This is a genomic window from Actinomycetes bacterium (genome assembly GCA_036510875.1).
In the GTDB taxonomy this organism is placed as follows: domain Bacteria; phylum Actinomycetota; class Actinomycetes; order Prado026; family Prado026; genus DATCDE01.
Genome location: DATCDE010000161.1, coordinates 1 through 14,071, shown reverse-complemented (window position 1 = coordinate 14,071; position 14,071 = coordinate 1). Strand labels below are relative to the sequence as shown.

Sequence of the window (14,071 nt, the reverse complement as noted above, 5' to 3'; positions counted from 1 at the left end):
CGGGCCAAGGCTCGCCCGGCAGGCCGGGAAGTTCGGGGTGCCGGTATACCCGGCTGGCGGGTTCGCCGGGCTCAAGCCGAAGATGGCCGCAGCGGAGCGGATCGCTGAGCGCGAGACGCCTACGGTCGCCTTGCAGGTCGGCGACTACGACAAGCACGGGCGATGGGCGTTCTCCGCGCAGGCCGAGGACATCGCCGCCTGGGCGCCAAAGGACGCGCAGCCCCGTGGGCGGTGGCAGTACCGCTCCGGGGCCGAGTCACTGGTCCTGGAGGACCCCACCGGGCGAACCCGACTGACGGTGGTGCGGCTGGCCGTGACCGAGCGGCAGGTAGCCGACGGCCTGGTCGAGGTGGACGAGGACGGGAAGGCGGAGGCAGACCAGGTTCCCGTGCGGGAGTTGGACCGAATCGTCACCGAGGCCCTGCGCGAATGGCTGCCCAACGAGTCTGCGCGGTCCGGGGCGTTCGCCGCCGAGATGACCCTGCGGGACGACGTCCGGAGGCTGCTCGCGGGGCGGTGGACGACGCGGTGAGCGCTCCGGTAGCGGACCGAAGGGTCACCGTTACGAGCGTTCAGGGGCTGGAGGGCGCGCGTCTGCTGCTGAGTGCCCTCGATCACGTGCAGCTCGGTTCGACCAGCGTCTCGACGGTCGGTTGTTCCAGTCCATGGAGTTCCAGGTTGTTGGTCGGGGTCGACGATGCGGTTGCGGCCATCCAGGCGGCCGTCGAGGACGACTTGAACGTCTTCTTCGGGGTCCAACCGGTGGCCCCCGGGTCGTCGGGGCGCGGGACTGCGTCGGATATCGCTGGGGTTGTCTCTCTCTACGCGGACCTGGACTGCGACCCCGCCAAGTTGGGCGGATGGCCGCAGGTGAAAGCGACGATCGACGGCCTGGCTCAGGCGCTGGGGATGAGGCCGACGGCGGTCGTGCTGACCGGGCACGGCTTCCACCCCTACTGGGTCCTGGCCGAGCCGCTGGAGTTCGACACTGACCAAAGGCGAGCCGAGGGCCAGGCTCTGCTGGCTCGGTGGCGAGGGCTCGTCGAGGACGTCGCTCGTCAGCACTCCGGGGCGGTCGACAACGTGTTCGATCTGCCCCGCGTCTTGAGGGCCCCGGGCAGCCGCAACCTCAAGGACCCCCAACAACCCCTTGGGGTGGTGGTCAGCGAATGGACCGACAGCAGGCTCGACGTCGCTGAACTGATCGAGGCCCTGGACTCCAGGGGCATCCCGGCCGTACCACCGGCCCGGGCCAAAGCGGTGGTGTTCGACCCCGCCGGGTGGCCATGGGCGGAGGAGACCTGCGGCTACGCGACTGCGATGATCGAGGGCTGGGCCGACGACCGCCCGAAGGGCGGGCGGCACCAGTGGCTGCTCAGCCAGGCTGTGAGGTTGGGCTGCGCCCGGCGCTACGGGTGTCTGACCGAGGTCGACTACCACTCCGTTCAGCGCATCCTCCACACCCGATTCCTGCAACTGCTCCAGGAACCAACCGTCCGGCAGCCGACCCCGGTGAACGAGGTGGAGGCCGCCCTTGGCGATGGCTTGGGGATCGCGGCGGGCAAGAGTCTGACGGACCTCGCGGGCGAACTCGGTGGTCATGGCCACGACGGCGTCACCGCGATCATCCACGCCACGGCAGAGACGACCCCGCTCCAGTCGCTGCTCACTGAGGAGTTTTGGACGGCGGACGACCGGCTCGACCTGATCCGACAGGCGGCCTGGGCCCGGATGCTGACCCCCGAGTCTCTCCTGGTCGCAGTCCTGGCTCTGGTCAACTCCCGCATCGACCCGAAGTGGACTCTGCCGCCCATCGTCGGAAGCCGGGCGTCGCTCAACCTGCTGACTCTCACATTCGGCAAGTCCGGCACCGGCAAGTCCAGCGCTCAGAGCGCGGCCGTCGACCTCACCGGCACCACCGAGGAGAACTGGGACCCTGAGAGGTACCTCCCCGACGCCTGGCGGGCCTACAGCGCGTCAGCCTCGGTCTACTCGACCCCGCTGGGGTCGGGTGAGGGGCTTGGCCAGGCCTTCTACGAGTGGGTCGAGGTTGACGTCGAGGGTTCCGGCACCCGGCCCAAGAAGCGTCGGCTGTTCAAGCGGGTCCGGAGTCGGGTGCTCGTCAAGGACCCGGAGGGGATCGCCCTGCACTCCCAGATCAGCCGGGCCGGTGCGACCCTTGCCGAGGTGTTGTTGAAGGCGTTCAGCGGCGAGACGCTCGGCCATTCCTACAGCAAGCGGAACGGCGATGGCGCCCAGGCGGCGGTCCTGGTCAGCGGGCTGACCTACCGGCTCGCGATGGTCCTGGGCATCCAGCCCGACGTGACCGACACGTTCTTCGACCTCGCGGGTATCGGCCTGCCGCAGCGGCTGCTGTGGGGGACGGCCGAGGGGGACATCCCGCTGGACGGAGGCGCCTGGCCAGAGCCGGTCCCCCCGTGGTCCGGCCCGGCCCAGCCCCTGTCCGAGGGCGCGGACCCCGACTTCTACGACGTGCAGATGCCCGAGGCGATTAGGCGGGAGGTGCGGTCGGAGGTCCATCGCCACCGGGTTGACCCGGACGCGAGCAACCTGGACTCCCACACCATGCTGGTCACTCTGAAGGTCGCAGCCACTCTGGCGGCTTGGCTGCGACCAGGGGCCGTGCTGGAGATCACTGCGGAGGACTGGCGACTGGCGAAGGTGATCTCCGCCGAGTCCACCAGGGTGCGTGAACAGGCGTCCGCCCACCTGCGTGGACGCCAGGCACATTTAGCGGAGTCCCGCGACGCAGCAGCAGCCAAGCGGGCGGTCCGAGTCGACGCGTCGATCACCGACAATCGGGTCCTGCGTGTCGCCAGGGTGATCTTCCGGCTCGCCAGTCGACACCAAGAGGAGAAGGGCGACGGGCACACCTGCGCTCGGTCGAAGTGTCTGCGAAGGGCCGTCTCCTCCGCTGACCGAGAGTCCTTCGATGAAGCACTGCTGCTCGCGGTGGAGCGCGAATGGCTGGTCACCGTTCAGGTCGGCGACGAGGAACGGTTTGCGCTGGGCCAGAGCATCCCGAGAAGATCGAGGTGACCGCCCACGCGAGGGTGTGGAGGTGTGGAGCCCCCACACCCTCGCGTGAGCGGGTGTGCAACTTCCCCCGCACGAAGTAGTAGAAAGACCTCTCTCTCAACGGAGATTGCCGACGCGTCGGCTCACGCGGCGGATCTTGCGCCGACTCGGCCGTGTGGAGGCCTCCACACCTCCACACGGCCGAGCACGGTCTCGCCGTACCCTGGGAAACGAGCAACTTGCGAGCGGTGAACGATCTTCGCGGAGGTCCACATGACCGTCGGCGTGATGAGGGGCAACCTCGATCCAGCCGCGCTCGGACGTCTCCCTCGGCGTCGGCACGACTGGGCGGGCGCGAAGGCGATGTACGTGAGGGCCAGATCGACGAGTCCGGCAAGCCGATCGTCCCGACGTTGGGGCAGGTCGCTGAAGAGTTCGGTATCGCGAGCGGCCTTTTGAGAGCCCGTGCTGGCCGCGAGCAGTGGCGCCTCGGACGTGAGCAGCACGTCCTCTACAGGCAGCGGGTACGGCAGGCAGAGCGTGCGCGAGACGCAGCCGTTCAGTCCTTCTCGGTCGACCTTGCGGCCATAGAGGCGGCGGGCGTCGGCTTGAGGGCGGTGCGCGAGCGACTGGAGGAACTCGATGCCACCGTGGACGGTCAGCGCGGTCGCCAGTTCGTCGCCGAACTTCGCGACTTGGCGCGACTCGGGAACGAGTTCCTCAATCTGTCCGTCGCGGCCCGTGGCGGCCCGGTCGTGAGCCGATGAACGAGGGCCGGGCGCGACCGCTGCACCGGATGACGTGTCGCTGGCACCGTCATCGCCACCGTCGTCATCAGCGGAGCGGATCTACTTGACCTTCCCGTGGGGCTGGGACCAGATGAGCGAGGAGCAGCAACTCGCTTTCTGCGACGAGGCACTGGCCCCGTTGTTCCGGAGGACTAGGGACGAGCCCCCTCCAGGTGCTCCTCCGCGCGCATCTCTGTGTGGCGACCGAGGTCGACCCTGGGGGACCGTCGCTCCATCGATGGGCCGCGACGCCCTCGCCATCAACATGTCAGTCGAACCTATCCGGCGCACTCGGTGACCGGCACGATGGATCCCGTGGCACTGACCCGCGCCGAGCGTCGTGCGGCGGCGGACCTGCTGCACCGGATCCTCGACGCCGTCGATCACGGCGCCCTGACGGCGGACGGCGCCCGGCAGCGGTAGTGGCGGTGCGGCGGCTGGAGGGTGCGGCGATGGCGCTGGACGCGATCGATCAGCGGCATGGCGAGGATCGGGGGCGGATCACCGCGACGGAGTGACCTCCGACAGGGGCGGATCGTCGAAGCCCTGCAGAGCAGGGCCTTGCATGGAACTTCGCCTCGCACACGGGCGTCCAACTCGCATGAACGGACGGTTGGCCGCCTCAGGAATCTCGTTCGTCATGGTGGGCTTGAGTGCTTGCGGAGCGCAGTCTGGTGCAACTTCCAGTGCCTCGAACAACGCGATCGAGGATTCCGTTCGAACCCGTCTGCTGGCGATCGCCGACGAGCAAGCGGCTGGGTGCTCGGGCACCGCCATGCACGTTCAGGTCGCCAAGAGCACCCGAGATGTCGCCACGGTGAAGACGATGCAGGAGGTTGGACTGGTCGGTGACAAGCGACCCGTCTGGGCAATCCTGGTCACGGGCGGCAAGTACACCTGTCCGCACACCGGGCCAGCTGGTGCCCCGACTCCCACGCCGACGAGCGACATCCTGACAATCGTTGATGCCTCCACCTTCGAGATGACTGATGGCGGTAGCGGGCCGAACGACACGCTCAATGGCCTGAGTCCGATCATCACGCTCCGCTAGAACCAGGGCGCCCTTACGCCGCCGATGTGCCGCTATTGCTCGCTTCTCAGGGTGTCGCGGGCGATGGGTGTGTCTGGCTGCTCGCGGCGGAGCGGCGCGAGCCATCTGGCAGGCATCGCCGTCGGCGACGGCTCGTTTGCCCCTAGTGTCCGAGCATGAGGGTCCTTGTCGTGTCGTCGCCCTTGACCGGGCACCTGAGTCCTATGCTGCCGGTGATCGGGGCCCTTGTCGGTGCCGGAGACAAGGTGCTGGTGGCCAGCGGTCTTGTGACGGCGCATCTGGTGGAGCGGGCCGGAGCGGAGTTCTTTCGGGTCGGGAACGACAGTGACGTCTGGTTCGCACGCCTGGGCGAGCGCACCCGGGGCAACCCTGGGGACGGGATCGCGCCGGAGCGTATCAACCACTACTTCGTGCCCCGGTTGTTCGCCGAGATCGGGACCGCGGACGTGATCGACGATGTCGTCCTTGCCGGGAATGAGTTCGGCCCCGACCTGGTGCTGTTCGAGAGCCTGGCTTTCGCCGGACCGTTGGTCGCAGACCTGCTCGGCGTCCCTGGCGTCCACCACCTGTTCGGGCCGGTGTGGCCGCACGAGATCTTCGTCCTGGCCGACGACGCGGTTTCTCCGATCTGGCGATCGTTCGGCCGGGTTGTGCCCGGGTACGCCGGTGTCTACCGGGACCTGACCGTGCAGATCTGCCCCCCGTCGCTGGAAGCGCGCAAGGTCCCCGCCGGAGACGTTGTGGCCCTTCGGCCCGCTCCGCGCCCGGAACGACTGGCCACGCGAGGCGTGCGACCGGTCGTCTACGTCACGCTCGGCACCTTCTTCAACGGCAACACGCAGGTCTTCCGCGAGATCCTCGACGGTCTGGCCGACCAGCCGGTCGATGTCGTCGTCACCGTCGGCGGGGACCAGGACCCGGCCGCACTGCAGCCAGTACCTGCTAACGCGACGATCGAGCGCTTCATCGCCCAGGCGGAACTGCTGCCAACCTGCTCGCTGATCGTCCACCACGGCGGTGCCGGTACCACCTTCGGCGCCCTGGCCCATGGAGTTCCGCAGGTCATCGTTCCCCAGGGGGCGGACAACTTTGACAATGCCGCGATGTGCGAGCGCGCCGGAATGGCCGTGGTCTTGCGTCCCGACGAGTTCTCCGCGAGGACCGTGACCGACAGCGTGTCCGCCGTACTCCGCGAGCCCCGCTTCGCCGAAGCCGCATTGCGCACCGCCGACGAGATCGCCACGATGGCTGACCCCGCCGAGGTTGCGGGCATGATTCGCGCCTATCGCCGCTAGTCACACCGCTCGGGCAGCGACCGACTCCTCAACCGTCAGCCAGGCACGCTCCCTGAGCGGATGACGCAGGACGATGCTTGGGTTGGCGCCTCCAGGGAGACCACGAAGAACGGGACGTGGCGGGACTCCTGGAGCCAGGCAAGGTCCAACCCGCCCGGCGTTGACGACCCCGGTTCGATGACATGACAGTCGGCTGGGCTGCGCGTAAGGTGGCAACGTCCTCTGCTTCCGTTGAACAGCCCACTGCCTGACCCGCCATCGGGTCCCGGAGGGCGAGAGTTCCGGACACCGAAGTTCATGGGTGACAGCGAGAACCGCCGTGGAGGCTTCGTTGCCATCGCCGCACCCCTGACCCCGCACCCCTGACGCGGCGGCACCACGCCTCGCCCCGGCAGGCGGTACAACCGAAAGGGCCACGCCCATGTCAGTCCTGCTTACTCACGACATTCCGGTCAACCGCGAGGCCCTGGAGGCGGTCACCAGGGCGTTGGGTGTTCGGCAGAATCCGCCGGACGGTCTGATCGTGCACGTGATCACCGAGACGTCCGAAGGTGTCCGCGTCGTCGACGTCTGGGAGTCCGCCCAGCACTACGAGGAATTCCGCGACGCCCGCCTGGCCCCGGCTCTGGGCCAAGTCATGGCGGACCACGGCATCGTTGCCCCGGACAAACTGCCCAAGCCAACGATCACCCCCGCCCATGACCTGGTTCGCGGACGGCCAGTGGCCCGGGCCGGGCCGAAGGCCGAGACCAGGGCTAGCGGTCCTGTCACGAAAGGCGAGGCTCCGGAGGCGGTGTTTAGTTCGCCGGGCGCGGAACACCGTGCCTTGCTTTGAGCAAGGCAACCCCCGGAAGGGGGTCACGATGAACGTCTTCAAGGCTGCCATCGAAGGGATCACAAGTCTCGGGCGCGGCACCTCACAGAGCGAAATCCAGTGCGCAGAGGCCGCCGCGCGGGGCAAAGTCACCGCTGACGGGGACGCGGTTGACGGCGACGGCAAACGGCGACGTCACCGGGCTTCGCCAATCACTCGTGCCCGGGCGGCCACCGGTAGAGGCTCAACACCACCGCCGGAGGGGATGGTCGCCAGTGAGGATCCCGCAGAGGGCGCGTTGCCGGATGGCGGACCGCCTCAAGTGGTGCGAGGAGCGAATGGCAGTGCTCGTCGCGGACACTGACGGACATGACGCTGCGCTTTCGGAGGTCCTGGCGGACTTGAACGCGGGCCGGGAGCCAAGCAGGTTGGACCTTGCCGTCCTGGCACCTCAAGCGATGCGCCTCGCGGACGGCGCAGAGGAACTCCTGGCTCTGATTCGAGAGAGCGGCTCCCTTCGGGTCGGTCTCATGGCTTCAGCGAACCCGTTCAGGACGGGTGGGATCGCGGGTCGATCACGCAAAGTCAGACTTCTCCGAGTAGAAGCCGAGAGGGACACCGCGACTACGGGTGCCGTAGCGAACAGGCTTCGTGGCCAAGCAGAAATACTCGAAAGGACCCGCGCCGGGCGGGGACTTGGCGACACGGATGCGGAGATCTCGTTTGGCCGACACGACAACGACCCAGGGTTCCGACCAGGCGAGGGGGGAGGCGCCGTCCAACCCACGGCACCGGGCGGCCCGGTCCGAGGCTGGTCCGGAGTCTGATCACGCCGCGTGAGCAGGTGCTGTACGACAAGAGGGACGAACTCCTCTTGGTCGCCCGGCCCGCAGGTCTTAACGTCGGTCGCCTAGCGAGAGGAACGGCTGTGGCCACTACCGACGCCTACCCCGGCTGGGACCTGCGTGAGTCGGGCCCTACCCACGCCGACCGCACCGTCCTGCTGCTCCCCGGCGGCTTCTGCACAGGAGCGTTCTTCGAGGACCTCATGGCGGAGCCGAGCCTGGTCGATGGGCGGACGCGTCTCGTCGCCGCGACGCTGCCAGGGTTCGGCAGAACCGCGCCACCCACGGACCCCTCCATGGAATGCTTCGCCAGCCTCGCGGGTACGCTCGCCTCCGACCTCGACGCTGACGTCGTCGTTGGGCACAGTCTGGGCGCGAACGTCGCGCTGGAGATGGCTGCGGTGGGCCGGTTCGCTGGCCCGGTGGTCCTGCTGTCCGCGACCTTCTCGCGCGGAGACGAGGAGAAGGCCCTGCGCCTGTTCGACCGCCTCGGACGCGTTCCCGGGGTGGGAGGCCTGGCCTGGGCGGCGCTGGTGAAGGCGCTAGCGGCGGCCATGAAGGGCAGATTCCCTGCGGCCCGCAGCGCTGCGCTGGGCGCAGCGTTGAGCGACAACGACCCGCAGTTCTGCCGCCGGATGGTCCGGCAGTACTTCGAGTACCTGGACCGGTATGGCTCGCTGGTTCCCCGACTGTGCGGCGCCGGGGTCGACGCCTGGGTGGTTCGTGGCGACCGCGACGAGATCGGGCTCACCGACGGGGAGCGCCGCGGCCTCGAGGCGTGCCCGACGGTCCGTATCGTGACGGTCCCCGACGCCGCCCACTTCGTGATGATCGACCAGCCAGCACGGACCGCGAACCTGATGCGGGAGGTCCTGGAAGGCAGCCAGGCCGGTAGCGGCCGCGGCAGTGCGCAACCCGGTTGAGTCGCCGTTCGCAGGAGATCGACACGTGGCCCTGAGCCGCAGTCGAACCCACGAAGCGATGTACCGGTGTGTGCTGGCCGGTCGGTGCGGGCGGCGTGGTTGTCAACCCTGCAAACGGGACTTCAGGGTGTGCCGCCGTGGTAGCCAAACGCTGTTGTCCAGTGCCGTGCGTCGAAGTCCGCCCGGGTACCGGGAAGCGACTCAAGTGGTTGCACACCTTGTCCCGACAGCGACCAGCCCGCACGCCGCTCACCGGGAACGCAGGTGTGGAGGTGTGGAGGCTCCACACCCACGCGTGGGCGAGAGTGCGACCTTCCCCCGCACGAAGTAGTAGAAAGACCTCTCCCTCAACGGCAATCGCCCCCGCGTGGGCCGAGGCAATGTCTCCCGCGCCGACCTGCGGGTGTGGAGGTCTCCACACCTCCACACCCGCCGGGGCAGAGAACTGGCGTCGGACGGCGCCGTCGCGGTGGCGGTCGTGCGGTGGCTGGCGGGGGCGTTGGTCGCGTTCGACGCGCTCGATCACCGTCAAGCTGAAGGCCAGAACGCAGGACCGTGAGCCCTGACACCCGGGTTCCCAATCAAGGGTGCTTCGGGCCGTCCACCGGGTCTTCCGGCGCTGGCAGTCGCCTTCACCGGGCGAGACGATGAACCAGTGAACCCTGCTGCCGAACGCGACGATGCTAGGAGCCTGGCGCGGTTCCCGTGCGTGGATGGACGCACGCTCCTCGGTGTCCGGGTGGCGTTGCCTGCCGACTTCCCGGCCGATCGGACTCTGGCGGTGGTGGCGTTCCAGCGGTGGCAGCAGGCCCAGGTGGACCGGTGGATCGACCGTGCGGTTGCAGCCGGGGTGCCGCCGACCACCCGAGGTGAGACCGGGCTGGTCCCAGTCGCTGTGGTCGAGGTTCCGGTCTTGTCTACCCGTTGGCGGCCGGCGCGTCGCTTCATCGATGGTGGGATGACGGCAGGCATCGGTGACCCTGACGTGCTGGCCCGCACTATCACGGTCTACTCCGACGTCACCGTCTTTCAGCGGTCGCTGGCGATCCCGAGCGGCGACGACGTGCACGCGCTGGTCGTCACCCGTGACGGCACCGTTCTTGCCCGAGGTCACGGCGACCCCGACGACGTGGTCTGGGACGTCATCGCAGCCGCGCTGCTCTCGGGCCGACCGCCCATGTGAGCGTGCCGGGCATGCTCGTCGATCCGACTTGTTTGCGTCCAACAACGGCCATCGCGTGATCAGCGAAGTTCGCGCCGCACCCGGCCGGGGCTCGACGCGATGGATCAGGGGCGATCAGAGAAGGGCTGATCCAAGAGGGGTCTTGGTCTACGGCGGCGGGGTCTGGTAGCGGGCGACGGTGACTGCGATGACGGTGGCGACGTCCAGCGCGAAGATCACCAGCATCGCCGTGACGAGTGCGAGGGGTGCCCCTGTGGCTCCGTTGTGGACGAAGGCGAACTCGATCAGTCCGGCGGTCACCACATAGGCCAGCAACGCCCACCGCCACACCAGACCGAACACCGCCCAGGCGAAGTCCGCGACCCTGGCCAGCAGCACGAACCCAGTCACGAGCAGCGCGGCACTTAGCGCCCACAACACGGTCGGCGGTGCCAGCGGAGGACGACGCGGGAAGTACGACGCCATCCAGATCCCGCCGACGATCACCAGCGCCAGGGAGACGACGACACACGGCGCGACCGGGGGAAACACCCGGTCCTGCGGTGCCGGGCGGGTGGTCGCCTCGGCGGCGCTCACCGCGAACCAACCCGGGTCATGATCACGAGGGTGGCGACCTGCATCGCCCCGGTGATTCCTGCGGTGTAGATGAACCGGCGCATCAGCCGGGCGATCACCTCACCGTTCGGTTGTGGCTTACGTATCTCGAACAGCACGGCGATGTTCGCAGGCTCCAAGATGCCCAGGGCGATCGTCGCCATGATGCCGACGACGATGAACGAGGCCAGCAGCCAGGTGTGGTTGGGGCTGGACGGGTCGAGGTTGCCCAGAATGATCGCGACCTGGAAGCCCGAGGCCAGCGTCATCGCCACCAGCGTCGGCATGATGATCGCCATCAGCGGCATGAACCTCGCGGAGAACTCCGCACGGGCGGGGATCGACAACCGCCCGAGAATGGGACCTACCACGAACCCGACGAACAAGTCGATGCCGGTCCACAGCCCGCCCCCGGCCACGTGGTAGAGCATCAGTGCCCACGGCGACCCAGTGGCGATCGCGGCGACCAGGCCGACCAGCACCACCGCGACGATCGGCAGGCCCCGAACGGGGATGATCGTCCTGGGTGGCAGCGGGCGTTCGGCAGGCAGCAGTCCAGCCACCTGGGGCGGTGAATCCTTCACCTGGTCACTCATGGGTCTCCGCGTCAGTCGTTCGGAACAACGGATGGTGCGACTACCCCCCGGAACCGGGTGTGGGACCGAGTTTGTTAGCGCATGAGTACCACACAACAACCCGTCCGTCAGTAGCCCAGGCCGGAGGTCCGGCAGTGGCCATGACCCGAGCGGAGCGCAGGGAGGCCGCTGACCTGCTGCGGCGAGCGCTCGACGCGGTGAATCGCGGAGACCCGTCGGCGGACGGCCCTGTCGCCGCGGCGGTAGTGCGGCGGCTAGAGGGTGCACCGCTGGCACTGAAGGCGATGGATCAGCCCCACGTCGACGACGACCTCAGCCATGACGGTGCCCACCTCACCGATTTGACCATGCCTGGCAACTGGTGGCGCGCAGACAACTCCACGGAGACACCTCATCGGGTCGACAGTCTCCAGGACGCTCACGCCTCCCACTAATACCGAACCCGCAGGGCCGTGCCGGGTTGAGCAACCCTTCTGGCGCGGACGGTGGCCTGGTCGACATTGATCGTCTCCGGTTGGGTGCCAAGTGAACAATCGATGAACTCAGGGGTCCCCGCTGGGCCTGCCGGTGCGCATAGTGGCAGCGTGTGGTGCATGACGACTTCCCTCGTCGTCGACCCGGCGAGTCGCCTGGATGCGGCCGAGGCCACGCTGGCGTCGGAGTTCCCTTCTGTGCCAGCCGACACGATCCACGCGCTGGTCGTTCGCGAGAGCCACGCCTACGATGACGCCCGGGTACGCGACTTCATCCCCCTGCTGGTGACTCGAACGGTGAGGACCCGACTCAGAGGCGTCGAGCCAGCCCGGCTCCCCTAGGGTTCCGGCGCGTCGGCGGGCTTGCGCGGGGTTCTGGCCTGCTGGGCGATCTGGTCGGCCCAAGCCTGGATGGCAGCCCAGTCTCGCAAGTCGCGTCTATGTGACGTGGCACGGTCCAGCGCGTCGGCCCCGCCGAACAGGGCGCACGCGGTCGGGGACAGCCACCCATGCTTGCTCAGCGCGCGGTCCAACTGAGATCGCGAGGTCTGCCAGGCCTGGTCAGTTCCCTCTCGTGGTCCCAACCCGAACACGGCGACTGGAACCCGCCGCAGTTCCTCGCGATGCCGCTTGAGGAATCGGTGGGCGTCGCGGTGCCAGCGCCCCGAGTACAGCGGGGCTCCCAGCACGACCAGATCCCAACCGGCCAGCGACCCCCGCACCGCCCGAGCAGGACGGACGTCCACGGTGACCGCGTCGTCCCGAAGCACCGCAGCGATCACCTCAGCCACCTCTCGCGTCGATCCATGCTTGGTGGCATAGACGACCAGGACACCTCCCATGCGGATAGCGTCCCCGTCGAAGATGAACGGGAGATGTTGGCAGGGGCCGATCGTCGGCTCGGGCTCGACCGGTGACGGTGGATCGTCCGGCTGCGGGCCGTTCTGGGCCACGTTCCCGCTGCCGCAGTAGGAGAGAGCGGTCGGCGCGGTCGCGGCTTCACCGGTCGTACGAAGCAGTCTTGGGTTCGGCTGCCACGGCCAGAGCCGGGGGCAGGACTGGCCGTTCTGCGCGACGATGGCCCTATGGGCAGTTGGCTGTACTACCTCGCGGCCGCCGTGGTTGTGGCCTGGGGCGTGGCGCACCTGTTCGCGACCCGAAACGTGGTACGAGGCTTCGCAGACATCTCGGTCGACAACCGTCGCGTGATCACGATGGAGTGGATCGTCGAAGGGGCGGCGCTGATCTTCATCGGTTGCCTGGTGGCTGGCGTCACCCTGGTCGATCCTGCGAGCGCGGCGTCCCACACCGTCTACTGGCTCTGCTTCGGCATGCTCAACGTGATGTCGCTGATCTCGCTCTTCACCGGCTTCAAGGTCGACTTCCTGGCCTATCGGCTGTGCCCGGTTGTCTTCACCGGGGCGTCGATCCTGCTCCTGCTCGGCCTGCTCGCGTAGACGGGCAGCGGCCGCCACCGGCGCCGTGCTTCCCGACTCCCTCATCACCAACGGTTCCCGGCCCCGCTAGTTCCCGGCACGATGGACGCCATGGCTCTGAACCGCACCCAACGTCAGCAGGCTGCTGGGGCGGGCCTCTCATTCTCGGGCAACTATGGCCAGGTCGACATCTCCGGGAACACTGCGGTCGGCAACGGTGGGGGAGGGTGGCATCGCAGGCATCTCGGATACCGGAGTCACCGTGACGGGTAACACGGCTCTGAGCAACGGTGGCCACGGCATCAACGTCGCTGGGGTCACCGACGGTGGCGGCAACATCGCACGTGGCAACAAGACCAGTCCTCAGTGCATCGGGGTGGTGTGCACCAGTCGCTGATCGCACGTAATGCCGAGCGAGGAACGGTGTGGTTGGTGTTCCGTTGAGCGTCAACTACGCCGTTTCGGGCTGGTGAGGTGACCCGAACGGCTGGGTGGCAGTTGTCAGATCCGTACGAACCACTGCTGCTGCGCCAGCATCGCTGCCTTCGGCGGCAAGCGTGGTGGTTCGGTGCGTGACCGGGTGATCGCTGAGGGTAGATGAGACTTTCGGCACACTGCGCTGGTGGGGCCGGAGGGGGAGGGTGTCGCTCAGAGGACTCGGGTCTCGATGTACACCGCAGGTGCCATCTTCCCCCCTCTAGGAGCACCCCATGCCTAGGTACACGCTTCACATCGAACGCCCTGCACGCGACGACTACGCGATCTTGGTGCTACGCGACCTGCTGTCTCGGACGCTGCGCCGCGAGATCCGTGTCACGGACGCGGACGACTGGACCGAAACGGTGACCGGGACGTGCGCCCTGGCGGACCTTGACGGGCCGGTGCTCCTCGATGGAGAGCACGTCCACGCCTGCTTTGGTGCGCTGGTGTCTCGTGGCATCGGGCGGCGGGTGTGCGAGGCGCATGCGGCCCTTCGGCACGAGCAGATCGAAGCGGGCCTACGCCTGATCGGGGAGGGGGCCGTGGGCCCTGCC

General features: G+C 68.1%; 13 protein-coding genes. 10 read left to right on the top strand and 3 right to left on the bottom strand.

Annotated features, from left to right (window positions below):
* From VIM19_09340 to VIM19_09305, 8 genes are all read left to right on the top strand, one after another.
* Positions 1–532: hypothetical protein (locus VIM19_09340; GenBank protein HEY5185083.1), on the top strand; the 532-nt coding region annotated here is incomplete at its 5' end.
* Between the two features lie 338 nt (positions 533–870).
* Positions 871–3,060: a hypothetical protein gene (locus tag VIM19_09335; protein HEY5185082.1), complete on the top strand. Its 2,190-nt coding sequence runs from the start codon at positions 871–873 to the stop codon at positions 3,058–3,060.
* Positions 3,061–3,452: 392 nt separating this feature from the next.
* Complete coding sequence (locus VIM19_09330) at positions 3,453–3,806, top strand: hypothetical protein (protein HEY5185081.1); 354 nt, start codon at positions 3,453–3,455, stop codon at positions 3,804–3,806.
* 622 nt (positions 3,807–4,428) lie between these two features.
* Positions 4,429–4,878, top strand: a complete 450-nt coding sequence (locus VIM19_09325; GenBank protein ID HEY5185080.1) for a hypothetical protein — start codon at positions 4,429–4,431, stop codon at positions 4,876–4,878.
* A gap of 170 nt (positions 4,879–5,048) precedes the next feature.
* Positions 5,049–6,173, top strand: coding sequence for a glycosyltransferase (locus VIM19_09320; GenBank protein HEY5185079.1), 1,125 nt, complete (start codon positions 5,049–5,051; stop codon positions 6,171–6,173).
* Between the two features lie 523 nt (positions 6,174–6,696).
* Complete coding sequence (locus tag VIM19_09315) at positions 6,697–7,008, top strand: hypothetical protein (protein ID HEY5185078.1); 312 nt, start codon at positions 6,697–6,699, stop codon at positions 7,006–7,008.
* 907 nt (positions 7,009–7,915) lie between these two features.
* A complete protein-coding gene (locus VIM19_09310) occupies positions 7,916–8,755 on the top strand; it encodes an alpha/beta hydrolase (protein ID HEY5185077.1) in 840 nt (279 codons plus the stop codon).
* Positions 8,756–9,494: 739 nt separating this feature from the next.
* A complete protein-coding gene (locus VIM19_09305) occupies positions 9,495–9,938 on the top strand; it encodes a hypothetical protein (GenBank protein ID HEY5185076.1) in 444 nt (147 codons plus the stop codon).
* 147 nt (positions 9,939–10,085) lie between these two features.
* Here the strand turns inward: VIM19_09305 and VIM19_09300 are convergent, their stop codons facing one another.
* From VIM19_09300 to VIM19_09290, 3 genes are all read right to left on the bottom strand, one after another.
* Positions 10,086–10,514, bottom strand: a complete 429-nt coding sequence (locus tag VIM19_09300; GenBank protein ID HEY5185075.1) for a hypothetical protein — start codon at positions 10,512–10,514, stop codon at positions 10,086–10,088.
* Complete coding sequence (locus VIM19_09295) at positions 10,511–11,095, bottom strand: hypothetical protein (GenBank protein ID HEY5185074.1); 585 nt, start codon at positions 11,093–11,095, stop codon at positions 10,511–10,513. Before VIM19_09295 ends, VIM19_09300 begins: the two co-directional genes overlap by 4 nt.
* Positions 11,096–11,939: 844 nt before the next feature.
* On the bottom strand, positions 11,940–12,443 hold the full coding sequence (locus tag VIM19_09290; protein ID HEY5185073.1) for a flavodoxin domain-containing protein: 504 nt from the start codon (positions 12,441–12,443) through the stop codon (positions 11,940–11,942).
* 243 nt (positions 12,444–12,686) lie between these two features.
* Between VIM19_09290 and VIM19_09285 the strand changes: the two genes are divergently transcribed.
* Together VIM19_09285 and VIM19_09280 are read left to right on the top strand one after the other, a co-directional pair.
* Positions 12,687–13,058: a hypothetical protein gene (locus VIM19_09285; GenBank protein HEY5185072.1), complete on the top strand. Its 372-nt coding sequence runs from the start codon at positions 12,687–12,689 to the stop codon at positions 13,056–13,058.
* A 689-nt stretch (positions 13,059–13,747) separates the two neighbouring features.
* Positions 13,748–14,071: hypothetical protein (locus tag VIM19_09280; GenBank protein ID HEY5185071.1), on the top strand; the 324-nt coding region annotated here is incomplete at its 3' end.